General features: G+C 68.4%; 21 protein-coding genes. 15 read left to right on the top strand and 6 right to left on the bottom strand.

What is annotated here, in order from left to right:
- The first annotated feature begins 29 nt into the window (after nt 1–29).
- The 6 genes from ABZ909_RS16030 (at nt 30) to ABZ909_RS16005 (ending at nt 7,243) form a co-directional block, all read left to right on the top strand.
- Complete coding sequence (locus tag ABZ909_RS16030) at nt 30–1,436, top strand: nucleobase:cation symporter-2 family protein (protein ID WP_356999684.1); 1,407 nt, start codon at nt 30–32, stop codon at nt 1,434–1,436.
- 182 nt (nt 1,437–1,618) lie between these two features.
- On the top strand, nt 1,619–2,440 hold the full coding sequence (locus ABZ909_RS16025; protein ID WP_356999682.1) for a TIM barrel protein: 822 nt from the start codon (nt 1,619–1,621) through the stop codon (nt 2,438–2,440).
- 54 nt (nt 2,441–2,494) lie between these two features.
- The gene (locus ABZ909_RS16020) at nt 2,495–3,385 is read left to right on the top strand and encodes a 2-hydroxy-3-oxopropionate reductase (protein ID WP_356999679.1); all 891 of its coding nucleotides are present in this window, start codon (nt 2,495–2,497) and stop codon (nt 3,383–3,385) included.
- Between the two features lie 2 nt (nt 3,386–3,387).
- Nucleotides 3,388–5,166: a glyoxylate carboligase gene (gene gcl / locus ABZ909_RS16015; protein ID WP_356999676.1), complete on the top strand. Its 1,779-nt coding sequence runs from the start codon at nt 3,388–3,390 to the stop codon at nt 5,164–5,166.
- Between the two features lie 9 nt (nt 5,167–5,175).
- Complete coding sequence (locus ABZ909_RS16010) at nt 5,176–6,348, top strand: glycerate kinase (RefSeq protein WP_356999673.1); 1,173 nt, start codon at nt 5,176–5,178, stop codon at nt 6,346–6,348.
- A 19-nt stretch (nt 6,349–6,367) separates the two neighbouring features.
- Nucleotides 6,368–7,243, top strand: coding sequence for a fumarylacetoacetate hydrolase family protein (locus tag ABZ909_RS16005; RefSeq protein WP_356999670.1), 876 nt, complete (start codon nt 6,368–6,370; stop codon nt 7,241–7,243).
- A gap of 145 nt (nt 7,244–7,388) precedes the next feature.
- Here ABZ909_RS16005 and ABZ909_RS16000 read toward each other — a convergent pair whose 3' ends face one another.
- Nucleotides 7,389–8,180 carry a VOC family protein gene (locus ABZ909_RS16000; RefSeq protein ID WP_356999668.1) on the bottom strand — a complete coding sequence of 264 codons (792 nt, stop codon included), beginning with the start codon at nt 8,178–8,180 and terminating at the stop codon, nt 7,389–7,391.
- Nucleotides 8,181–8,407: 227 nt separating this feature from the next.
- Between ABZ909_RS16000 and ABZ909_RS15995 the strand changes: the two genes are divergently transcribed.
- Genes ABZ909_RS15995 through ABZ909_RS15980 form a run of 4 tightly spaced genes read left to right on the top strand, consistent with a single transcriptional unit; the run spans nt 8,408 to nt 11,741 of the window.
- Nucleotides 8,408–9,097, top strand: a complete 690-nt coding sequence (locus ABZ909_RS15995) for a VC0807 family protein (protein ID WP_356999665.1) — start codon at nt 8,408–8,410, stop codon at nt 9,095–9,097.
- Nucleotides 9,090–9,749 carry a TMEM175 family protein gene (locus ABZ909_RS15990; protein ID WP_356999663.1) on the top strand — a complete coding sequence of 220 codons (660 nt, stop codon included), beginning with the start codon at nt 9,090–9,092 and terminating at the stop codon, nt 9,747–9,749. Before ABZ909_RS15995 ends, ABZ909_RS15990 begins: the two co-directional genes overlap by 8 nt.
- Nucleotides 9,750–9,786: 37 nt before the next feature.
- Nucleotides 9,787–10,287: a VOC family protein gene (locus ABZ909_RS15985; RefSeq protein ID WP_356999661.1), complete on the top strand. Its 501-nt coding sequence runs from the start codon at nt 9,787–9,789 to the stop codon at nt 10,285–10,287.
- The gene (locus ABZ909_RS15980) at nt 10,284–11,741 is read left to right on the top strand and encodes an FAD-binding protein (RefSeq protein ID WP_356999659.1); all 1,458 of its coding nucleotides are present in this window, start codon (nt 10,284–10,286) and stop codon (nt 11,739–11,741) included. The genes ABZ909_RS15985 and ABZ909_RS15980 overlap by 4 nt, the downstream gene beginning before the upstream one ends.
- Here ABZ909_RS15980 and ABZ909_RS15975 read toward each other — a convergent pair.
- Entirely contained in the window at nt 11,717–12,892 is a 1,176-nt protein-coding gene (locus ABZ909_RS15975; RefSeq protein ID WP_356999657.1) for a DUF4132 domain-containing protein, read from the bottom strand. The two genes, ABZ909_RS15980 and ABZ909_RS15975, sit on opposite strands and share 25 nt — an antisense overlap.
- Nucleotides 12,893–13,024: 132 nt before the next feature.
- On the opposite strand from ABZ909_RS15975, the gene ABZ909_RS15970 reads away from it, so the two are divergent.
- Nucleotides 13,025–15,136, top strand: a complete 2,112-nt coding sequence (locus ABZ909_RS15970) for a prolyl oligopeptidase family serine peptidase (protein ID WP_356999654.1) — start codon at nt 13,025–13,027, stop codon at nt 15,134–15,136.
- 23 nt (nt 15,137–15,159) lie between these two features.
- Here ABZ909_RS15970 and ABZ909_RS15965 read toward each other — a convergent pair whose 3' ends face one another.
- Both ABZ909_RS15965 and ABZ909_RS15960 read right to left on the bottom strand, forming a co-directional pair.
- A complete protein-coding gene (locus ABZ909_RS15965; protein WP_356999651.1) occupies nt 15,160–15,759 on the bottom strand; it encodes a TetR/AcrR family transcriptional regulator in 600 nt (199 codons plus the stop codon).
- A 130-nt stretch (nt 15,760–15,889) separates the two neighbouring features.
- A complete protein-coding gene (locus ABZ909_RS15960) occupies nt 15,890–16,510 on the bottom strand; it encodes a TetR/AcrR family transcriptional regulator (protein ID WP_356999648.1) in 621 nt (206 codons plus the stop codon).
- A gap of 75 nt (nt 16,511–16,585) precedes the next feature.
- Between ABZ909_RS15960 and ABZ909_RS15955 the strand changes: the two genes are divergently transcribed.
- The 4 genes from ABZ909_RS15955 to ABZ909_RS15940 all read left to right on the top strand — a co-directional run bounded on the left by ABZ909_RS15955 (nt 16,586) and on the right by ABZ909_RS15940 (nt 20,400).
- Entirely contained in the window at nt 16,586–17,926 is a 1,341-nt protein-coding gene (locus ABZ909_RS15955) for a DUF3533 domain-containing protein (protein WP_356999645.1), read from the top strand.
- Nucleotides 17,927–18,043: 117 nt separating this feature from the next.
- On the top strand, nt 18,044–18,730 hold the full coding sequence (locus ABZ909_RS15950; RefSeq protein WP_356999642.1) for a GAF and ANTAR domain-containing protein: 687 nt from the start codon (nt 18,044–18,046) through the stop codon (nt 18,728–18,730).
- A gap of 111 nt (nt 18,731–18,841) precedes the next feature.
- The gene (locus tag ABZ909_RS15945; RefSeq protein ID WP_356999639.1) at nt 18,842–19,552 is read left to right on the top strand and encodes an ANTAR domain-containing protein; all 711 of its coding nucleotides are present in this window, start codon (nt 18,842–18,844) and stop codon (nt 19,550–19,552) included.
- 332 nt (nt 19,553–19,884) lie between these two features.
- Nucleotides 19,885–20,400: a sigma-70 family RNA polymerase sigma factor gene (locus ABZ909_RS15940; RefSeq protein WP_356999637.1), complete on the top strand. Its 516-nt coding sequence runs from the start codon at nt 19,885–19,887 to the stop codon at nt 20,398–20,400.
- 18 nt (nt 20,401–20,418) lie between these two features.
- Here the strand turns inward: ABZ909_RS15940 and ABZ909_RS15935 are convergent, their stop codons facing one another.
- A complete protein-coding gene (locus ABZ909_RS15935) occupies nt 20,419–21,969 on the bottom strand; it encodes an MFS transporter (protein WP_356999634.1) in 1,551 nt (516 codons plus the stop codon).
- Between the two features lie 75 nt (nt 21,970–22,044).
- Nucleotides 22,045–22,443 carry a large conductance mechanosensitive channel protein MscL gene (gene mscL / locus ABZ909_RS15930; RefSeq protein WP_356999631.1) on the bottom strand — a complete coding sequence of 133 codons (399 nt, stop codon included), beginning with the start codon at nt 22,441–22,443 and terminating at the stop codon, nt 22,045–22,047.
- Nucleotides 22,444–22,666 lie beyond the last annotated feature (223 nt).

The raw sequence follows: 22,666 nt of genomic DNA, 5'->3' as shown, positions 1-22,666 counted from the left end.
GGCTCGGTGCTGATCTAGGAGGTGCGGCGATGGGTGATGACCAGAGCCGCGTGACAGAGACCATCGCCCGTCCCGAGGATGCGCGACATCCCCTGGGCCAGTTGGTGGTCTACGGAACTCAACACATCCTGACGATGTACGGCGGTGTGATCGCACCGCCGCTGATCGTCGGCGGTGCGGCCGGGCTCTCGGCGTCGGACATGGCCCTGCTGGTAACGGCGGGCCTGTTCCTCTCCGGGCTGGCCACCCTGCTACAGACCCTCGGCATCGGGCCGGTGGGCTCCAGATTGCCGATCGTGCAGGGCATTTCGTTTGCCAGTGTCTCGACGATGGTCACCATCGCGAGCGACGGCGGACTCCGGCCGGTCTTCGGTGCGATCATCGTCGCCGGCCTGATCGGCCTGGTGCTGTCCAGTTTCTTCGCCAAGCTGGTACGGCTGTTCCCGGCGGTGGTGACCGGGACGATCATCACGGTGATCGGACTCTCCTTGCTGCCCACCGCATTCCGGTGGGCGATGGGCAACAATCCCAGGGCGGCCGATTACGGCTCGATGGGCAATATCGGCTTCGCGGCGCTGACGCTGGGCATCATCCTGGTGATCAGCCGCCTGTTCCAGGGCGCGATCTCGCGATTGTCGATTCTCATCGGCTTGGCCGTCGGCACGGTGATCGCCGTGCTCACCCATCACGCCGACTTCTCCGCGGTCCGCTCGGCGAAAATCGTTGCGCTGCCGCCGATCCTGCACTTCGGCGGGCCGACCTTCGAGGTCGGGGCGATCGTGTCGATGACGATCGTAATCCTGGTGATCATGACCGAGACCACCGCCGACATCCTCGCCATCGGCGAAATCGTCGGTACCGAGGTGGATTCGGCGCGGGTGGCGGCCGGCCTGCGGGCCGACATGCTGTCCACCACGGTCGCGCCGGTGTTCGGCAGTTTCCCGTGCAGCGCCTTCGCGCAGAACGTGGGACTGGTGGCGCTCACCGGCATCAAGAGCCGATTCGTGGTCGCGACAGGCGGTTTGGTGCTCGTACTGCTGGGCCTGTTCCCGGTGGTGGGCGCGGTGGTGGCCGGGATTCCGTATCCGGTGCTGGGCGGTGCGGGCATCGTCCTGTTCGGATCCGTGGCGGCGAGCGGTATCCGCACCCTGGCGCGGGTGGACTTCACCGACAACCTCAATATGGTCATCGTCGCGGTGGCCATGGGCGTGGGCCTGATTCCGATTGCGGCGCCGACATTCTGGGACAAGTTCCCGACCTGGCTCGGGGTGATCATGCACTCCGGCATCTCTGCCACGGCGGTGGTGGCGATCGTGTTGAACCTGGTGTTCAACGAGATCAAGCGCGGAAACAAGGCGGGCGCTTCGGTGTTCGCGGCAGCCGAGGATCGCAAGGACGATCTGGGCGATCGTCTGGACGACGATATCCGCGACTGAGTCGACGGCATCCGCGACCGAATCGGCTATTTCGTATATCTCGTGCCGTACTGGCCGGTAGCTCCCGGAACTCTCTTGACGGGGTTGTTTCGGGAGCCCTAGCATTTTCATATCCCGAAAAAATATTTCCGCATTGTGGAAAATAGTGGAAACGCTGCGGGAACGAACTGGAGGGATTCCTGATGACCCACTCGCTCGACTACGCCGTGAACTGCTCGCTGCTGTTCACCGAGCTGCCCATCCTGGAGCGCCCGGAAGCCGTGCGGCAGGCCGGATTCGACGCCATCGAGTTCTGGTGGCCGTTCGCCGAGGCGGTCCCGTCGGACCAGGACGTGGACGCCTTCGTCGTCGCCGTGCAGAACGCGGGCGTACAGCTGATCGGCCTCAACTTCTTCGCCGGTGACATGGCCGGCGGCGACCGTGGCCTGGTCTCCTGGCCGTCGCGGTCCGCGGAGTTCAAGGACAATATCGACGTCACGGTCGGCATCGGAGAACGACTGGGCACCAAGGCTTTCAACGCCCTCTACGGCAACCGTGTCGACGACGCCACCCCGGAGCAGCAGGACGAGCTGGCCGTCGAGAATCTGGCGGCGGCGGCCGTGGCCGCCTCCCGGATCGGGGCCACCATCCTGGTCGAGCCCGCCTCCGGCGCGCCGCGCTACCCGCTGCTGAAGGCCGTCGACGGCCTCGCCGTGATCGACAAGGTGCAGGCCTACGCGGGCGTCAGCAATATCGGCCTGCTCGCCGACCTCTACCACCTCGCCGTGAACGGTGACGACGTGGACAAGGTGATCTCCGAGTACGCCGACCGGATCGCCCACGTGCAGATCGCCGACAACCCGGGCCGCAACGAGCCGGGCACCGGTGAGCTCCGGCTCGAGCTTCAGCTCACCGACCTCGCGTCGCGCGGCTACCACGGCTGGGTCGGCCTCGAGTACAAGCCGTCCGGCCGTTCCGAGGACGCCTTCGAATGGCTGCCGCGCGAACGACGCGCCGCGAAGTAGCCCGCCGTCCAGAGACCCAGAGAACTTGCAAGACAGAGGATTAGGGAACAGATCATGACCAGCATCGCTTTCATCGGCCTCGGCATCATGGGCAGCCCGATGGCCGTCCACCTCCAGAACGCCGGCCACGTCGTCAAGGGCTTCGACCGCAACCCGGCCCAGGCCCAGCCACTGGTCGACGCGGGCGGCCGGGCCGTCACCTCGATCGCCGACGCCGTGCGCGGCGCGGAGGTCATCGCCGTGATGGTGCCGGACTCCCCGCACGTGCAGGAGGTACTGGCCGGTGAGAAGGGTGTCTTCGAAACCGCCGAGCCCGGCGCGCTGATCATCGACTTCTCCAGCATCCGCCCGGATGTCACCCAGGAGCTGGCCGAGCAGGCCGCCGAGCGTGGCTTCCGCCTACTGGACGCCCCGGTCTCCGGCGGCGAGCCGGGTGCCGTGAACGCCACCCTGTCCATCATGGTCGGCGGCTCGGCCGAGGATTTCGCCACCGCCAAGCCGGTTTTCGACACCGTCGGCAAGACCATCGTGCACGTCGGCACCAATGGCGCGGGCCAGACCGTGAAGGCCGCCAACCAGCTCATCGTGGCCAGCAACATCCAGGCCGTGGCCGAGGCCGTGGTCTTCCTCGAGGCCTACGGCGTCGAGCTGGGCCCCGCCCTGGACGTGCTCGGCGGTGGCCTGGCCGGTTCGGCCGTGCTGAACCAGAAGCGCGACAAGATGATCAACCGCGAGTTCGCGCCGGGCTTCCGCATCGACCTGCACCACAAGGACATGGGCATCTTCACCACCGCCGCCCGGGAGGCCGGTCTGGTGACCCCGGCCGGCTCGCTCATCGCGCAGCTGGTCGCCTCGGCCCGTGCCAATGGTGACGGCCACCTGGACCACTCTGCACTGCTGCGCGGCGTCGAGCGCCTGAGCGGCAAGCTGGACAAGGAGAACTGATTATGGCGCGCATGCGCACCGTCGACGCGGCGGTCCTGATCCTGGAAAAGGAAGGGGCCACACAGGCTTTCGGCCTACCCGGCGCCGCGATCAACCCGTTCTACAGCGCCATGAAGGCCCACGGCGGCATCAAGCACGTGCTGGCCCGCCACGTCGAGGCCGCCTCGCACATGGCCGAGGGCTTCACCCGGGCCAAGCCCGGCAATATCGGCATCTGCATCGGGACTTCGGGCCCGGCGGGCACCGACATGGTGACCGGTCTGTACGCCGCCAGCGCGGATTCCATTCCGATCCTGTGCATCACGGGCCAGGCCCCGGTGTCCAAGCTGCACAAGGAGGACTTCCAGGCCGTCGACATCGCGTCCATCGCGAAGCCGCTGGCCAAGTGGGCACACACCGTGCTCGAGCCCGCTCAGGTGCCCGGCGCCTTCCAGAAGGCGTTCTGGCTCATGCGCGAAGGCCGTCCGGGCCCGGTGCTCATCGATCTGCCGATCGACGTGCAGCTGGCCGAGATCGAGTTCGACATCGACACCTACGAGCCGCTGCCGGTCGTCCGCCCGGCCGCCACTCAGGCGCAGGCCGCCAAGGTGCTGTCGATGCTGAACGCCGCCGAGCGCCCGCTGATCGTGGCCGGTGGCGGCATCATCAATGCCGACGCCGACGAGCTGCTGGTGAAGTTCGCCGAGCTGACCGGTGTTCCGGTGGTCCCGACCCTGATGGGCTGGGGCACCATTCCGGATGACCACGAGCTGAACGCGGGCATGGTGGGTCTGCAGACCTCCCACATCTACGGCAACGAGTCGATGCTGGCCGCCGACTTCGTGCTGGGTATCGGTAACCGGTGGGCCAACCGCCACACCGGTGGTCTCGATACCTACACCAAGGACCGCAGGTTCGTGCACGTCGACATCGAGCCGACCCAGATCGGCCGGGTCTTCGCGCCCGATTACGGCATCGTCTCCGACGCCGGCGCGGCCCTGGAGCAGTTCATTGCCGTCGCGGAATCCCTTGACGCCGTGGGTGGTCTGACCGACCACGGCGACTGGGCCGAGCAAGTGCGTGCCCGCCGCGCGACCGGTCAGCGCAAGACGCACTTCGAAAACGTGCCACTGAAGCCGCAGCGCGTGTACGAAGAGATGAACAAGGCGTTCGGCCGGGACACCCGCTACGTCACCACTATCGGCCTGTCGCAGATTCAGGCGTCGCAGCTGCTGCACGTGTACAAGCCGCGGCACTGGATCAACGCCGGTCAAGCCGGTCCGCTGGGCTGGACCCTGCCCGCCGCGCTGGGTGTCGCCACCGCGTGCAAGGACGACCAGGTCGTCGCGCTGTCCGGTGACTACGACTTCCAATTCCTCATCGAGGAATTGGCCGTCGGCGCACAGTTCAACATCCCGTACATCCATGTGCTGGTGAACAACTCGTACCTGGGGCTGATCCGGCAGGCGCAACGGGCGTTCGAGATGGACTACTACGTCCAGCTCGACTTCGAGAACATCAACTCGCCAGAGGTCAACGGCTACGGCGTGGACCACGTCAAGGTCGCGGAGGGTCTGGGCTGCAAGGCGATTCGCGTCTTCGAGCCGCAGGACATCGGTCCCGCCTTCGAGAAGGCCAAGTCGCTGATGGCCGAGTTCAAGGTGCCCGTCGTGGTCGAGTGCATTCTCGAGCGCGTCACCAATGTGTCCATGGGCGCGCGTGAGATCAACGAGGTGGTGGAGTTCGAGGAACTGGCCTCGGCCTTCGTCGACGCCCCGACCGCAACCGTCCCGCTGGACTAGAGGATTCTCATGGCTCGTGTGCTGATCGCCTCCGACAAATTCAAGGGTTCGCTGACCGCGGCGCAGGTCGGGGCCGCCGTGCGAGCCGGAATCCGGCGGGCGCGTCCGGACGCCTCGGTGGCAGTCGTGCCCGTGGCCGACGGCGGTGACGGCACCGTCGCCGCCGCGCTCGCAGCCGGTTTCGACGCGGTCCCGCTGACCGCGTCGGGGCCGACCGGGGAACCGGTGCTGACCGCCTACGCCCGCCGCGACGATCTCGCGGTCGTGGAGATGGCGGATGTATCGGGCCTGGTGCGGCTGCCGGAAGGCCGGCTGCGACCGATGACCGCCACCAGCCGGGGCACCGGCGAGGTGATGGCGGCCGCGGTCGCGGCCGGGTGCCGCCGCATCGTGCTCGGCATCGGCGGCAGCGCCGGAACCGACGGCGGCGCAGGTCTGTTGGAGGCGCTCGGCGCCCGGCTGCTGGACGCGGATGGGCAGCCCATCGGCGACGGCGGGGCGGCTCTCACCCGGGTGCAGTCCATCGACCTGACCGCCCTGCGCGAGCGGATGGACGGCGTCGAGGTCACGGTGGCCTGCGATGTCGACAATCCGCTCACCGGGCCCTATGGGGCCGCTGCGGTCTACGGGCCGCAGAAGGGCGCCGATCCGGCCCAGGTGGCCCAGCTGGACGCCGCGCTCGGGCAGTGGGCGCAGCGGCTGGCCGCGGAACTCGGGTCGGATCGGCGCGCCGCGGCGGGGGCCGGCGCCGCGGGGGGTGTCGGATTCGCCGCGCTCGCCGTCCTCGGCGCGACCCTGCGGCCCGGCATCGAATTGATGCTGGAGCTGGTCGGTTTCGCCGCGCAGCTGGCCGGGATGGACCTGGTCGTCACCGGCGAGGGCAAGCTCGACGAGCAGACCCTGCACGGCAAGGCGCCCGCGGGCGTCGCCGCTGCCGCGGGGGCCGCGGGTGTGCCGGTGGTCGCCGTGTGCGGCCGGAACACCTTGCCGGAGGAACGGTTGCGCGAAACCGGTTTCGCCGCTGCGTATTCGCTCATCGAGATCGAGCCGGACGAACAGCGCTGCCTGAGCGCCGGAGCAATGCTGTTGCAGCAGTTGGGTATTCGCATCGCGCACGAACACCTGCCGGTCGGCACGGGGGTGGCGGTCGTGACCGCCGAGCAATCAGGGGCCGAGAAATGAAGCAGCCGGGAGGCGACGTATGAAACTGCTGCGCGTAGGGGCCCGGGGCGCCGAGCGTCCCGTGGCCATCGACGATGAGGGCGCGCTGCGCGATCTGTCGTCCGTGACCGCCGATATCGACGGCCGGCTGCTGGGTGATCCGGTGGCGCTGAGCGCGGTGCGGTCCGCGCTCGCCGCCGGAACCCTGCCCGAGGTGGATCCGGCCGCGCGGGTCGGCGCACCGATTGCCCGGCCCGGCAAGGTGATCGGCATCGGGCTCAACTACACCGACCACGCCGCCGCCATCGGCGCGGCCATTCCCGTACGGCCCGTGGTGTTCCTGAAGCCGGGCACCACGGTGAGCGGTCCCTACGATGCCATCGAGCTGCCGCCCGGCAGCCGCGCCACCGATCACGAGGTGGAGTTGGGCGTGGTGATCGGCCGCGCGCTGCGTGACTGCCCGGACGCCGCCACCGCGCTGGGGGCGGTGGGCGGCTATGTCACCGCCAACGACGTCACCGAGCGCAATGGCATTGCGGGCGAACCGACCTGGGTGAAGGGCAAATCCTTCGACACCTTCACCCCCATCGGCCCGTGGCTGGTGACACCCGACGAGGTCGCCGAACCGCAGGCGCTGAGCCTGCAGCTGTGGGTGAACGGTGAACAGCGGCAAGCGGGTACGACCGGCAACATGGTCGCCGGAGTAGGTGAACTGTTGCGGTACCTGAGCACGCTGATGACCCTGGAACCCGGCGATCTGGTGCTGACCGGAACCCCGGCCGGCGTCGCGGTCGGCCGGCCGGAGCCGAAACCCTATCTGCGCGACGGCGATGTCGTGGTCGTGGAGGTCGCCGGACTGGGCAGGCAGCAGACCCTGGCCACCGGCGTACGCGGCTCCGTCGTCACCCGCGGCTGAGTTTCCCGCGGCGGCGTCCGAAGCGCTGCTGGGGCGCCGACCACGTCGCCGCGGGATGTTCCGAACGGCCCGGTCACTGTGGGGACCGGGCCGTTCGTCCTGTCCAGAGCCGGTATCGATCGGGTGCACGAAGCAGTGCGCCCGGTCAGGACTTGTTGCCGCCCAGGCTGAATCGCACGCCGGACGGGTCGGCCACCGCCGCCAGGCGGCCGTACGGGGTGTCCTCGGCGGGCCGCACCACGCTGCCGCCCAGCTCGGCCACCTTGCGCACGGCGGCGTCCACGTCCTCGACGCCGAAGTAGACGGTCCAGTATCCGGGCACACTCGGCGGCAGGAAGCTGGACGAGTCCATCACACCGCCCAGCATCGGCGTCACGGAATGGATGGTGGTGTACCGGAATTCGGGCGTATCGGCGATCGTGAACGGGTCCTTCCAGCCGAAGACCTCGCGATAGAACTTCAGGGCGTCGTCATAGCTGCGGGTGTGCAGTTCGAACCACGAGGGTGCGCCCACGTGCCCCTCCCAGTGCCCGCCGCCGACCACGCCGCGCTGCTCGAACCCGGCCATGGTGCCGGCTTCCCACACGCCGATCCCGACCCCGCCGTTGTCCCCGAACACCGCGAACTTGCCGAGGTCCCCGACCGCCGTCACCGGCGCCGCGATCATCCCGCCGGACGCGATCACGGCCGCCGCGGTCGCCTCGGCGTCCGGGCTGGCAAGGTACACGGTCCACTGATTGGGCCCGCTGTTCCCGTCATTACGCATCCCGCCCGCCACGGCCCGGCCGTCCTTGCGGAAGGTGATGTAGTCGCCGTACTCGGGCGCGACATCGGCGCTCCACCCGAACAGTTCGCCGTAGAAATCGATGGCGCTGTCGGTGTCGGTGGTGAAGAGATCGGTCCAGACCGGATCGCCCGGCTGCGTCACGTAGGACATGGTCAACTCCTCGAATCGGTGTTTCGGTCCCCGGGAATGGAGACGACGCCCGGCTCCGGACATCATCGTCGCTGGTCCGCCCGAAGCTGGGATGGCAGCGAACGGCGTGTCCGGAACCGGCATGACAACTGTCATGGCCGGGAGGTGATGGTTGGCAGATTCGGCGAGGTCGGCACGACCGTAGCGTCATTCCTGTAGCGCACAAACCGATTACAGGAGTTCCGACCATGGCCGACAACATCACCGCAGTGCCCGCGCCGCAGTCGCAGGACCGGCCGAACCTGCTGCGCATGCTCGCACCCACCGCCCGTGACATCGCGGTGCCGCTCGCGGCGTACTACCTCCTGCACTGGGCCGGGTACTCCGACTTCCTCGCGCTGCTGGCGGGCGCGGTGTTCTCCGGCGTCGTGGTCCTCGTCGAAGTGATCCGGGCCCGGCGCGTCGACGCCCTGGCCGCACTCATCCTGGCCGGCTTCGTCTTCGGCATCGCGAGCTCGCTGATCAGCGGCGACGCCCGGATGATGATCGTGCGGGACTCGCTCACCACCGCCGTCATCGGGCTGGCATTCGGGGTGAGCGCGCTGCTGGGCAGGCCGCTGACCTACGTGGCGGCCCGGAAGGCCTTCGCGAACTCACCGGCGAAGCTGGCGGAGATGGAGCACAAGTTCCACACCGACCCGCTGGTGCGCCGCGTGCACAACCGGATCGCCGGGATGTGGGGCGTGGGCCTGGTCGGCGAATCCGTGTTGCGGGTGGTGCTCGCCTACCGATTGCCCATCCACACCATGGCCTGGCTGTCGAGCGCGCTCATGATCGGCGTCACCGTGGTGCTGATGGCGATCACGGTTCGAACCATCAAGCGGGTCAAGCGATCTGAAGCGATCACGGAATCCGGTTACGCTTCGGTCCATGAGTGACGGATCGGTTCCGGATCGCACGCTCGCCGGAACCGCCCGGGTGGAAGCGTTCAGCGACGGGGTGATGGCGATTGCCATCACCCTGTTGATTTTGGATATCAGGGTGCCCGACCACGAGCCCGGGCGCCTGCTGCAGGCGCTGGCGCATACCTGGCCGTCGTACGTGGCCTATCTGGCGTCGTTCATGACGATCGGCGTCGTGTGGATGAACCACCACACCTTCTTCGGGCGGTTGCGGCGCATCGACCACGTACTGCGGTGGTGGAATCTGATGCTGTTGCTGGGCATTTCGCTGGTGCCGTTCCCGACCATCGTGGTGGCCGACAATGTGGTGCACGGGACACGCCGGGACGCCGTGGTGGCGGTGGCGCTGTACGGGATCGTCGGGGTGATGATGACCGTGCCGTGGGCGCCCATGTGGTGGCGGCTGGCGAAGCGGCCGGAAATGTTGAAGCCCGGTCTGGGTGCGGATTACGCGCGGCGCGAGAGTTGGCGGGCCTGGCCGGGAATCCTGGTCTACGCGGTGTGCATCGGGGTCGGATTCTTGTCACCGATCACGGCTCTGGTGCTGTATCTGCTGGTCTCGACGTTCTACGGCCTGAGCAACAAAGGGTGGACCGCGCCGTCCGATCCGGATCCCGACGAGGAGTAGCCCTTGCCAATTTAAGCGATTGTGATTAACTGCCGGGGTGGACAGCACAAGTGTGGCCCGCGGCCCGGTCACCCAGATCGCCTGGGTGGTCGAGGACATCGCGGCCGGTGAACAGTTCCTGAAGACCACCATGGGCGCCGGCGGCTGGATGCGTATGCCCGAGGTCCACTTCGGGCCCGAGAGCTGCGTCTACCGTGGCGAACCCGCCGACTTCACCGCGCACATCTCGCTGTCCTACAGCGGCGACACCCAGCTCGAACTAATTCAGCCGGTGCGCGGCCGCTCCATCTACACCGAATTCCTCGAACGCGGCGGGCCCGGCCTGCATCACATCTGCCTGGAACCCGACGACTTCGATGCCGCACTGAAAGATGCCGCGGCGCAGGGGATCCCCGTGGTGCAGCAGGGTGATATGAGCGGGCAGATGCGTTTCGCCTACCTCGACGGCGCGGCCTCGGGCGTGCCGTTCATCGAACTCGCCGAGATCGGGCCGAATATGCGGCTGTTCTTCGAGCAGATCAAGAAGGATGCGCAGTGAGCACACAGATCCCGGAAACCCTTGCGGCGGCGTCGATTACCGAATGGTCCGACGAGGTCGACGTGGTCGTCGCCGGATTCGGCATCGCGGGCGGCTGCGCAGCGGTCGAGGCGGCCGCCAACGGGGCCCGCGTGCTGGTCCTGGAGCGGGCCGGCGTCGCGGGCGGCACCACCGCGCTGGCGGGCGGGCACTTCTACCTCGGCGGCGGCACCGCCGTGCAGCAGGCCACCGGCCACGACGATTCGGCCGAGGAGATGTACAAGTACCTGCTGTCGGTGGCGCGCGATCCCGAACCGGACAAGATCCGCGCCTACTGCGACGGCAGTGTCGAGCACTTCGGCTGGCTGGAGAGCCTGGGCTTCGAATTCGAGCGCAGCTACTACCCGGAGAAGGCGGTCATCCAGCCCGGCACCCAGGGGCTGATGTACACCGGCAACGAAAAGGTCTGGCCCTACCGGGATCAGGCGACGCCCGCGCCGCGCGGGCACAAGGTTCCGGTGCCCGGCGACACCCAGGGCGCGGCCATGATCATCGAGCTGCTGGTGAAGCGGGCCGCCGCGCTCGGCGTCGAGGTGCGGTACGAGACCGGCGTGACCAATCTGATCACCGAGGCCGACGGCAGTGTGGCCGGCGTGAGCTGGAAGCACCTCGGCACCACCGGTGCGGTGCGGGCGAAGTCGGTGGTGCTCGCCGCCGGCGGCTTCGTCATGAACACCGACATGGTGGCCGAGCACGTGCCGTGGCTGACCGAGAAGCCCTTCGTGCTCGGGACGCCCTTCGACGACGGCTTGGGCATCCGGCTCGGCGTCTCGGCGGGCGGCGTGACCCGCATGATGGACCAGGCCTTCGTCACCGCGCCCGTGTATCCGCCCGCCAAGCTGCTGACCGGAATCGTGGTGAACCAGCGGGGCGAACGCTTCGTCGCCGAGGATTCCTACCACGCACGGACCTCCGCCTTCGTGCTCGATCAGCCCGGCGCGGCGGCCTACCTGATCGTGGACTCAGAGCACATGGAACGGCCCATGTTCCCGCTCGCGCCGTTCATCGACGGCTGGGAGACCGTCGAGGAGATGGCGACCGCCCTCGGAATCCCGTACGAGGCACTGCGATCCACCCTCGACCGATACAACGAGAACGCGGCCCGCGGCGAGGACCCCGATTTCCACAAGGCGGCCGAATGGCTCGAGCCGCAGGATCACGGGCCGTGGGCGGCCTTCGACCTGACCCTGGGCAAGGCGCTGTACGCGGGCTTCACCCTCGGCGGCTTGCGCACCTCCGCCGACTCGGAAGTATTGCGGGACAACGGATCAGCGATTCCGGGGCTTTACGCGGCCGGCGCGACCGCCTCCACCCTGGCCCAGGACGGCAAGGGCTATTCCAGCGGCACGCAGCTCGGCGCGGGTTCCTTTTTCGGCCGCCGCGCCGGACGTCACGCCGCCAGCCGCTCCAGCTGACGGATCAGCTCCGAGGCGGTGACGGCATCGAACGACCCGAATGTGCCGCCCCGGAGCTCTACTGCCAGCACCCGCTGGAGCTCGGGCTCGTAGCGATAGCCGCCCTCGAGCCCGGGGTCCAGCGTGACGGCCACCTCCCGGGACGGACCGAACCGGCGATACAGGAGCACTCCTGATACCTCCCAGCCCAGATGTTGCAGTCCGAACACCCGATCGGTGCGGACCTGGCGATCGGTGAAGCGGGACAGACGATCCGCTTCCGCCTCCTCCGAGGTCAGAGCGTACGTCCGCCGGTCCAGCTGCTCGAACGGCTGGCGTAACCGGTTGCCGGCGAACGAATTCCGCCATGCTTCCAGGTATTCCGCGAGGTGCAGCGGGTGGGCCACACCCACCAGCGTCTCGCGTGGGAGCTCGACGGACCCATCGTTCACGGCCCGGAGCACGCCCTCGGTATCGATCCGGAACGTGCCCGTCACGGTGCCGAGGCCGTCGAAGCTGGCCCAGACCAACCGCTGGGCCAGCGGACCGAGCGCGGGATCGTCGAGCACCAGCCGCCGGTGGGCGGCGGCCCGCCATCGCCTGCCGTCCACCATGGCCGCCTCCAGTCGCCGAATCTGGTCGGTGGTCACCGATTTCGGGTCCGGAGGGGCGTGCGGTGTGCCCGCGCCGGGAGATGGCGGTTGCGCCCCGAGCCGGGCATGCACCCGCAGACTCAACATCTCCGCGGCGGGTTCGGGCTCCTCACCGGGCGCGGTCGCCCGCAGCCACGGCGTCATCCGTCCCGCGCGCGGCTCCGGATCCTCGATCCGCAGGCCCCGCCGTGTCTCGGCAACCACGGCCGCGAACGCGTACCCGTGCTCGTTCAGCCAGCTGTCGACGAACCGGTCGATGAACTCCTGCTCCCGCTGCGCCCCGGTCCGATACGCGATCGCCGCCCGCTGCGCGATGGCGAACACCACCGCCGCGCCCTCGGGCGTGACCGACCCGGCGGGGTCGGCGGCGTATTCCGCTGCGGCATCGGCGAATTCGTCCAGCCCGTCCAGCCGGGCCGCCGTCAGCACGGTCTCCATCGCTCGACGATGCCGACGCAGGAATTTCCGCACCGCCGTGGTGGCGTGCGGATCGGCCCAGCGCCTCTCCTCGTCGGTCATGCCCGTGATCTTGCCGCCCGGCACCGACAGGTTGCCGGAGGGTGGGCATCGCAGATTGTCGGTGGGCGGCGGTAGGGTGGCTCGCTGACGCCCCGATCAGGGTCGCCTCGTGATCATGGGATGGGGGATTTCATGGTGGGGAGCAAGAGCGGAATCCGGGCCACCCTGGCGGGTCTGGTGGTGGTTCTGCTGGCCGCGTGCGGGGGATCGAGCACGGCGAGCGACCCGTATCAGTGGCTCGAAGAGCTGGACAGTCCCCGCGTGCAAGCGTGGGTGGCGGCCGAGAACACGAAGACTCTCGGTGTGCTGGAACAGGATCCGCGCTACGCCGACAATCTGGCCCAGGCGAAAGCGCTGGCGAATGCGGCCGATCGCCTGCCGGTGCCGGAGTTCCACGACGGGATGATCGGCAATTTCTGGCAGGACGCCGACCACCAGCGGGGCATCTGGCGGGAGACGACGGTCGCGGATTACGAATCGCCGCAACCACAGTGGCGCACCGTCCTGGATCTGGACGCCCTGGCCCGCGACGAGGGCAGGAACTGGGTGTGGAAGGGCATGTCCTGCGACCCGGTCACCCATCGGCGATGCCTGGTCGAGCTGTCCGAGGGTGGCGAGGACGCCGTCATACTGCGCGAATTCGATCTGGGGACAGGGACGTTCGTGGCCGGTGGATTCGTGCTCGATCGCGGCAAGCAGTACGCCGCCTGGGTGGACACCGACACGCTGCTGGTGTCGCGGGAATGGCAGCCGGGGGAGAAGACCACCTCGGGCTATCCATACGTCGTGAAGCGCCTGGGGCGCGGGCAGAGGCTCGACCAGGCGGCGGAGGTCGCCCGCGGCGGCCAGGGTGATGGGCTCGCCACCGCGGCGGTGCTGCTGGACAACGGGACCGGGCGGCGGATGAACCTGTTGGAGCGGCGGCCGTCGTTCTACGAGTCGGAGGTCAGCCTGCTCGTCGGCGCGCAGCCCGTGCGGCTGGGGCTGCCGCCGAAGTCCGGGCTCGAGGGCATGGTCGGCAATCGGGTCCTGCTTGCGCTGCAACAGGATTGGACCACCGGTGGCACTACCTTCAAGTCCGGCTCACTGGTGTCCCTCGATGCCGACGACCTGACCGCGCACCCGGATCAGCCGAAGGCCACCCTCGTCTACGACCCCGGGCCGCAGGAGACCCTCGAAGGGGTCATGACGACCCGGGACCACGTCGTGGTGACCTCGCTCTACGACGTGAAGGGCCGCGCCACCGTCTACACTCCACAGCCCGACGGCGGCTGGACGTCCGCACCGGTTCCCTTGCCGGACAATGCGACCGTCTCCGGCGTGGACGCCGATTCCCAGGGCGAGACGGCCTACCTCTCGGTCACCTCGATGCTCACCCCGGCCACCATCTGGAGCCTGGACACCGCGACCGGACGGCTGAACCAGGTGAAGACCGCACCGGCACGGTTCGATTCGTCCGGGTTCGTCGTGGAGCAACTGAAGGCCACCTCGCCCGACGGGACCAAGGTGCCCTACTTCATCGTGCATCCGGCCGCGCTGCCCTATGACGGCAGCACCCCGACGATCCTGTGGGGGTACGGCGGCTTCGCCTCCTCGTCCACGCCCGGCTACAACGGGCTGCTCGGCAAGTCGTGGCTGGAACACGGCGGCGCGTATGTCATCGCGAACATCCGCGGCGGCGGCGAATACGGGCCCGCCTGGCACGACGCGGCCCTGAAGACCCACCGGCAGAAGGCCTTCGACGACTTCGCGGCCGTGGCCGGCGATCTCGTCGCGCGCAAGATCACCTCGCCGCGGCGGCTCGGTATCCAGGGCGGGTCCAACGGCGGGCTGCTCATGGGTGTCGAATTCACGCAGCATCCGGAACTGTGGAGTGCGGTGGACATCCAGGTTCCGCTGCTGGACATGGTCCGCTACGAGCAGATCGCGGCGGGCGCGTCCTGGGTGGGGGAGTACGGATCGGTGGCCGATCCGGACGAACGTGCCTTCCTCGCGTCCATTTCGCCGTATGCACAGCTGAAGAAGGGCGTGAAGTACCCCGAGCCGCTGATCTGGACGACCACCAAGGACGACCGGGTCGGGCCCCAGCACGCGCGCAAATTCGCCGCCCGACTAGCCGAATTCGGCGATCCGTACCTGTTCTACGAGGCCACTCAGGGCGGCCACGGGGCCGGCGCGAACAACGACGAGAAGGCGCACACCAGCGCGCTGGAGTACACCTACTTCCTACGGCAGCTGATGTGACCGGCTCAGTGTGAGGTGACCGCCTAGGCCGGATCCCGCACGATGAGCGAAACCGCCATCGGGACGAGCACTTCTACCAGGTCGCTCACCGGCGGGCGCGGCTCGGACAGCAGCCACTCGTGGGCCAGGCCGTTGATCGCGCCGATCAGGGCGCTGCCCGCGAGCTCGCCCGCGCCGCGCACGCGCGCGCCCGAACCGGCCAGCGGCTCCACCGCCAGATACAGGGTGGCGACCCAGGCGTGCCGTCGATCGCGCCGGTGCTGCTCCATGCGCTCACTCACGCCGACCACCTCGACGAAGGCGACCTTGGCGCGGTGCGGGTCGGTGCCGATCGAAGCGAGGAACGCAGAGAGGGCCCGCGTCACGGTGTCGGTCGGGTCCGGGTCCGGTCCCATGGCGCTCAGGGCCGTGGCCAGCGCGGCGCCGGCCTGGTCCTGGATCTGGTCATACGCCGCGACCAGCACGTCCTCGCGGGTCTGGAACTCCTCGTAGAACTGGCGTTTGGACAGTCCGGCGGCCGCGCACACATCGGCCAGCGAACAGTTGGCGTAGCCGCGCTCACCGAAAATCTGGATGGCCGCGTCGAGGAAGCGCTGCCGGCGCTCGGCTTTTCGTTCGGTCACGGCGCGTCCGCCGTACTGCCTGCCTTCGATCGTCACTGTCGTTTCTCGATCGTCACGCCTGAAAGGTTACGGGTGCGGGCCCACGGATTCCGGTTCGCGGACCTCCGCAGCCCGGTTCGCGGACGCGGCGTCAGCGTCGCGGACGCAAACCGTTCATCATGTGGGTGACCATCTCATCGAAGAGACCGTCGGCCTCCTCGGCGTCGACCAGGCCCGAACCCATGATGGCGGCCAGCCCGTGCAGCGCGGCGACCGCCGACAGGCAGATGCGCCGCGCGTCGCCGGGCACCACCTCGCCGCTCGCCTGCGCATCGGTGACCATTTCGATGGGGACGGTGAAGGCGCGCGCGGCGGCCTCGCCGATGGCCGGAGTCGGACTGTTCTTGCGCGCGAACATGAGTGCCAGCAACGCCGGATTGTCGATGGCGAAGCGCAGGTAGGTGTGCGCCATGGCGCGCAGGCGCTCCAGGAAGGCGCCGGTGGCGGCGGCCTGTTCGAATCCGGCTCCGAGCCGCTCGAATCCGGCTACGGTCAGCGCGTCAAGCAGTGCCTGCTTGTCGCGGAAGTGCCGGCTCGGCGCGGCGTGGCTGACGCCGGTGTCACGGGCGAGCTGCCGTAGCGACAGGCCGTCGACACCCGCGCCGCGCAGGGTCTCCTCGGCGCGCCGGAGTAGTTCGGCGCGCAGGTCCCCGTGGTGGTAGGACCGCGCGCGCTCCACCACCTCGCGGGCTTTGCGCTTGGCGATGCTCATGGTGAGAGCAGGATATAGGACACATTCGGAGATGTTGACGTTGACTACTTTGTTGTCGCTGCCTACATTCGTCGCATGGCAAATGACAGTGCCCCCACCGGCCCGGAGGCCACGGTGACCCCGGCGGCGACCCCGGCCCGGCGGGCAGTGCCGCTGCGCGGCTGGATCGGCCCGATGCTGGTGCTCACGATGCTCGCGGCGCTGATCGGCACCATGTACCTCGGCTACACCTCCGACCCGGAGAAGAACCTGCACGACTTCCCGGTCGCCCTGGTCAATCAGGATGTGGGCGACGTGATGGACGGCAAGACCGTCAATGTCGGCGACCAGATCACCGGCGCGCTGACCGAGCAGATTCCGAAGGACAAGATCGATCTGCGGCTGGTCGGCATCAACGACGCCCGCCAGCAGCTGAGCAACGGCCAGATCTACGGCGCCATCATCATTCCGAGCGACTTCACCAAGCGGCTGTCCATTCTGGCGGCGGCCTCGGTGGTCCCCGGCGACGTGGAGCGCCCGGTCATCACCGTGCAGACCAATCCGCGTGCGGGCACCTACGCGTCCTCGATCATGCAGCGCATTACCGATCGTGCGATGGCACAGGTCAATACGACCGTCGGCACGCAGCTCACCGATCAGGTGAAGGCCAAGCTGGCGCCCCGGGCGGACGCTCCCGCCACCGAATTGTCCGGCGCGGCACGGCTGCAGCTGGCCAAGCCCATCGACATCGTGGTCAGCCCGTACCGGCCACTGCCCGCGGGCACCGGCCAGGGCCTGTCGGCCTTCTTCTACACCCTCGTGCTGCTGTTCGCGGGCTTCAGTGGCGCCATGATCATCCACTCCATGATCGACAACGTGCTCGGTTACGCCCCGGCCGAATTCGGCCCGTGGTTCCGTGCGCCGGAGCCGGCGTCCATCAGCCGCTGGCACACCCTGCTGGTGAAGTGGGCCATCACCGTCATCACCGCGCCGGTCCTCTCGGGCATGTTCATGGGTATCGCGAGGATCTTCGGCATGCCGATCGACCAGCCGCTGCCGCTGTTCCTCTACGGCGCGCTGGCCATCATCGCGGTGGGGGTGACCGGGCTGTCGGTGCTGGCGGCCTTCGGCACCGCGGGCCTGCTGATCAACATGATCGTCTTCGTGGTGCTGGGCCTGCCGTCCTCCTCGGGTTCGATTCCGGTGGAGGCGATTCCGCGGTGGATCGCCGCGCTGTCCAGCTTCGAGCCCATGCACCAGATCTACCTGTCGGTGCGCGCCATCTTGTTCTTCGACGGGCACCTGGAGGCGGGTCTGAGCACCGGCATCTGGATGACGGTGTTCGGCTTGACCCTGGGTCTGCTACTGGGCGCGGTCGCCACCCACACCTACGACCTGCGCGGCCTGTCCCGGCTCGGCGTGGCCCGCCAGTCCTGACGGCCGTCCGCCACAGTGACTTTCGGCCCTGTTCATTGTCGAGTTGTGACGGTGATACTGGCCCCGGGCACCGAATTACCCATCGCCGGGCGATGATTGTGGGGCGGTTCGATGGTGATGGCATCGTCGCAGTTCGATCAGCTGACGGGACAGTTCCTGCGCGCCGTGCGTGATACCGGCGGCGGGCTGGGCGCGGTGTGCACCGCCTGTGTGCGGGTGCTGCCGGTCCGGCGCGCGGCCATCGTGCTCGAGGAACGCGATGCCGGCATGCAACCCTGGTGTGCCAGTGACGGATTCGCCGAGCGGGTGGAGCAGGCGCAGGCCACCGCGGGGGAGGGGCCCGCGGTCTCGGCGGTGGCCGACGGGGTGCCGGTGGTGGTGACCGATCTGAGCGCGGACTGCGAGCACTGGCCCGGGTTCGCCGAGGCTCTCTCGGGGGAGCCGGTATCGGGTTCCCTGTTCGCAGTGCCCTTGCGGCTGGGAGCGATTCGGCTCGGCGCGGTCGATCTGTACCGCGACTCGATCGGGCGGCCGGGGCCGCGACTGCTGTCGGCGGCGCTGCACATCACGGATCTGGTCACCGCCAGTCTGGTGCTGGCCACCGGGGACGACGCCCGGCAGTGGGCACAGCCGTTGTCCAGCAGGTGGATTCACCAGGCCGCCGGAATGACCGGCGCCCGGCTCGGCATCGAGATCGCCGATGCCTATGCCCGCCTGCGCGGATATGCCTTCACCCATGGGCTTTCCCTGGTGGAGGTGGCACGGCGGGTGGTGGAGCGCGAGATTCGGATCGAAGCCGAATGAGCGCAACTGTTCCGCAGCACCCTGCCCGGCAAATACCATGAGCTGACGGCAAGAGCGGCACAGGAAGACTTTCATGGCGAGCGCCCCGGCGTTCGCCGAGGGGTGATTACGGTGTCCGACAGTGAGTTGCTGGTGGCGGTGCTGGCCAGGTTCGCGCGCCTGCTACCGGCGGCAACCGAACTGCCCCATATTCTGGACGAATTGATGCACAGTGCCATCGATGTGCTGGAACCGGGTGGTGTGACGGTGGCGCTGTCCCCGAAACTGAGGGGTGACCAGTCGGAACTCTTTGGTGGCATCCCCGAGGAACTGCTGGATCTCGAGGTCTGCCAGCGCGATCACGCTCGCGGACCCGGCGTGGTCGCCCACGTCTGCGGCGCGCCGGTGACCGTCACCGATATCGGTAGCTACGGCGACATGTGGCCGGAGTACACGAGTCTGGCCGGGCGGCACCGGATTTCCTCGGTGGCCGCCGTCCCCATGCGCCTCGACGACACCGAAGCAGGCGTGCTGAGCCTGTATTCGCGCGATCCGCGGCACTGGACCGGCAGGGACCTCTCGGTCGCCACCCTGCTGGCGGGCATGGCCACCGGCCACATCGTCACCGCCAACCTGGTGCAGCGCCATCAGCGGGTGACCGAGCAGCTACAGCACGCCCTCTCCACCCGCATCGTGGTGGAACAGGCCAAGGGCGTGATCGCGCACGCCCACCACACCACCCCCGATGCCGCCTTCGCACTCATCCGCGCCCACGCACGGCGCAATCGCGTCACCGTGCACGCGGTCGCCCAGGGCATAGTCGAACTGGGCCTGCGGATTTGATCGGCGAGGTACTCGCACACTTTGCCCGGAATTCCATCCCCGAAAATAGATCCCGGTGGGAATAGGGTGATCGTGGAGTAGCCTGGAGAGTTGGCGGAACCGAAAGCCCCTGTCCCCGGCCGGTTTCCGTTCGCGGTTCGCGACCGTCCCAGTCCTCGACGGCTCGTTCGGCAAGTCTGTACTCGCTTTCCGTCGATCTGGGGGCAATCGTGAATTCCTCACGTGCACCGCAATATTCCGCTGCCCACCCCGCAACTCATTCCAGTCCCGCCCCATCCATCCGGCCCACCGCCTCCCGATCAACGCGGCGCGGCAGTGAATTCGACCAGCTCGTGCGCCGCATCGGCGCGGGCGATCGGGATGCCTACGAGGAGCTCTACCGCCGCACCCGCGGCCTCATCTACTCGCGAGTCCTGAACATCGTGTGCGACACCGGATATGCCGAGGAAACCTGTCACGAGGTCTACCTGCAGGTCTGGCGCAGCGCCGCTGCCTTCGACCCGGCCCGCGGCAATGCCCTGACCTGGCTCACCACCCTGGCCCACCATCAGGCGGTGGACCGGGTGCGGCACGAATGCAGTGCGGCCGGGCACGAACACCGCTGGGGCCTCTGCGATTACCGGCCCGCCATCGATGTGGTGGCCGAGGAGATCCTGCGCCGCCACGACGAGCGCGCCATCCGCCGCGGCCTGGCCACACTCACCCCCTACCAGCGCGAGTCGGTGGTGCTGGCCTTCTACAACGGCCTCACCTACCCACAGGTCGCGGCGCAACTGGGCATCGGGCTGCCGGCGGTCAAGGCTCGCATCCGCTCGGCACTGGCCCAGCTCAAAGTGTCACTGGCATAACCGGATACGGCGTGCCGGTCAGTGCGCGGCGGTGGCCTTGAAGCCGCGCGGGACCAGGATCACGGTGAGCACTGCGACCGTGCCCACCATGGCGGTCGAGATCCAGGAGGTGGTGGTGAGCGCGGCGTCGTAGGCGTGCTGGGCGATGCGCAGCACCTCGTCACCGGTGGGCCCGCCGATCTTCTCCGCGATATAGGCCGCGCCGCCCACCGAGCCGCGCGCCTCGGCCAGATCGCCACCCTGCAGCGGCAATCCGGTCATGTGGCCGGTGAACAGACGACCGTGAATGCTGCCCAGCAGCGCGACGCCCAGGCCGATGCCCAGCTCGTAGTTGGTCTCCTCGACCGCGCCCGCCTGCCCGGCGCGCTCGGCCGGTACCGCGGATACCAGCACCGCGGCGGCGGTGGTGATGGCGATGCCGTCGCCGATGCCCAGGCACACCAGCACCAGCGCGACGATCGGATAGGTGGTGTCCGGCACCGCCGCCAGCACCGCGAAGCCCGCAGCCAGCGCGGCCAGCGCGACGCCCATCAGCGCGCGCACGCTCACATGCTGCATGAGCCACGGGGTGGACAGCGAGCCGAACAGGGTGGCCAGCGCCGCGGGCAGCGTGCGCATGCCCGCCTGGGAGGGCGTGTAGCCGTGAATGTACTGCAGCCACAACGAGATCAGGAACAGTGCCGCGCCGATGGCCAGCATGGCCAGCAGGGTGGCCAGCGCCGCCGCGGTGAAGGCGCGATTGCGGAACAGCCGCACATCCAGCAGCGGATCCGGCGACTTCAGCTGCCGATAGGCGAACAGCCCCAGCAGGCTCACCGAGGCGGCCAAGATCACCAGATCGATCGGGGCCGGATTGCCCTTGGCCACATGCTTGATGCCCCACGCCAGCGCCACGACGCCCAGCACCGACAGCGCCGCGCTCGCCCAGTCCAGGCTGCCGTGCTGCGGCGCCTTGTATTCCGGCAGCAACCACCGTCCGGCGGCCACCGTGGCGATCACCACCGGCACGTTCAGCCAGAAGGCCGCCGACCACCCGAACGCCTCGACCAGGTGGCCGCCGACCAGCGGGCCGATGGCCGCGCCCGCACCGGCCACCGAGGCCCAGATGCCGATGGCCAGGGTGCGTTCCCGGTCATCGGTGAAGATATTGCGGATCAGCGAGAGTGTGGACGGCATCACCATGGCCCCGCCGACGCCGAGCAGCGCGCGTCCCGCGATGAGCTGCGCGGGCGCATGCGCCGTCGCCGCCATCACCGAGGCCAGGCCGAAGAGCACGAAGCCGGACAGGAACAGCCGCTTGCGGCCGTAGCGGTCGCCGATCGCGCCGCAGGTGATGAGCAGGCCACCCAGCACCAGGCCGTACAGATCGACGATCCAGAGCTGTTCCATCGGAGTGGGCGCCATGTGATCGATGAGCGACGGCAGCGCGACATTGAGGATCGTCGCGTCCATCGCCACCAGCAGCAGGCTCGCGCACAGCACGGCGAGCATGGCCCACCTGCTCGCCGGCGCGGGCGCCACCCGGTCCGCCAGATTGTCCGGCTGTTCCCGGGGTGGGGTGCGGCCCACGTTTTCCGCCTCCTCGGCTAGGCATGGGTCAAGCTTTTGGCAACAACCTGGCTAAGCCTACCCGGGGTGCGCGGCTCACTTGTTCGCGTTCTGCTTCGCCAGCAGGTCGCGGATCTCGGTGAGGAGCTCCAGTTCGGTGGGATCGGCCTTCACCACCGCGGTGGGCTTGCCGAGCCGGTTCTTGAGGGTGTTCATCGGGAGGATGAGCACGAAGTAGAGGACCGCGGCCACGCACAGGAAGTTGATGCCGGCGCTGATGATCGGACCGAGGGCGATGAACGTGGACGGCTTGTCGGACAGGAGCTGGAAGCCCAGACCGTATTCCCGGTTGCCGCCGAGGGTGGCCAGCAGCGGCTCGATCACACCCTTGGTCACCGAGGTCACGATGGCGGTGAAGGCCGTGCCCATGACCACGGCCACCGCGAGATCGATGACATTGCCCCTCATCAGGAAGTCTTTGAAGCCCTTGAGCATGATGCGCGCAGATCCAATCCGAGACGTTTTCGTTATCTTTCGAATGGGAGTTTAAGGGCTGGTCGCGGAGTGGTGGGTCCATGGCACACCCCCCTTGACGTGCATCACTCCGGACGGCCGGTCGGGTCTGGCACACAATTGGCAAATCTGTGGGCCGGGTCAGCTCCCGCGCTCGGCCCGGAAGGTCGTCAGGAGCGCCAATGCCACCGCGCCCTGCTCGCAG

Origin of the sequence: Nocardia sp. NPDC046763 (assembly GCF_040645495.1) — a bacterium.
Lineage (GTDB): Bacteria > Actinomycetota > Actinomycetes > Mycobacteriales > Mycobacteriaceae > Nocardia.
Note: the sequence above shows the minus strand (reverse complement) of the source record. Positions and strands in the feature narration are given on the sequence as shown.

Bases quoted from the DNA above. Each gene is read 5' to 3' on its own strand.
- ABZ909_RS16010 (WP_356999673.1), top strand. From the start codon at position 5,176: ATGGCTCGTGTGCTGATCGCCTCCGACAAATTCAAGGGTTCGCTGACC.
- ABZ909_RS15950 (WP_356999642.1), top strand. From the start codon at position 18,044: ATGGCATCGTCGCAGTTCGATCAGCTGACGGGACAGTTCCTGCGCGCC.
- ABZ909_RS15955 (WP_356999645.1), top strand. From the start codon at position 16,586: ATGGCAAATGACAGTGCCCCCACCGGCCCGGAGGCCACGGTGACCCCG.
- ABZ909_RS16025 (WP_356999682.1), top strand. From the start codon at position 1,619: ATGACCCACTCGCTCGACTACGCCGTGAACTGCTCGCTGCTGTTCACC.
- gcl (WP_356999676.1), top strand. From the start codon at position 3,388: ATGGCGCGCATGCGCACCGTCGACGCGGCGGTCCTGATCCTGGAAAAG.
- ABZ909_RS16030 (WP_356999684.1), top strand. From the start codon at position 30: ATGGGTGATGACCAGAGCCGCGTGACAGAGACCATCGCCCGTCCCGAG.
- ABZ909_RS15990 (WP_356999663.1), top strand. From the start codon at position 9,090: ATGAGTGACGGATCGGTTCCGGATCGCACGCTCGCCGGAACCGCCCGG.
- mscL (WP_356999631.1), bottom strand. From the start codon at position 22,443: ATGCTCAAGGGCTTCAAAGACTTCCTGATGAGGGGCAATGTCATCGAT.
- ABZ909_RS16005 (WP_356999670.1), top strand. From the start codon at position 6,368: ATGAAACTGCTGCGCGTAGGGGCCCGGGGCGCCGAGCGTCCCGTGGCC.
- ABZ909_RS15970 (WP_356999654.1), top strand. From the start codon at position 13,025: ATGGTGGGGAGCAAGAGCGGAATCCGGGCCACCCTGGCGGGTCTGGTG.
- ABZ909_RS15960 (WP_356999648.1), bottom strand. From the start codon at position 16,510: ATGAGCATCGCCAAGCGCAAAGCCCGCGAGGTGGTGGAGCGCGCGCGG.
- ABZ909_RS16020 (WP_356999679.1), top strand. From the start codon at position 2,495: ATGACCAGCATCGCTTTCATCGGCCTCGGCATCATGGGCAGCCCGATG.
- ABZ909_RS15975 (WP_356999657.1), bottom strand. From the start codon at position 12,892: ATGACCGACGAGGAGAGGCGCTGGGCCGATCCGCACGCCACCACGGCG.
- ABZ909_RS16000 (WP_356999668.1), bottom strand. From the start codon at position 8,180: ATGTCCTACGTGACGCAGCCGGGCGATCCGGTCTGGACCGATCTCTTC.
- ABZ909_RS15995 (WP_356999665.1), top strand. From the start codon at position 8,408: ATGGCCGACAACATCACCGCAGTGCCCGCGCCGCAGTCGCAGGACCGG.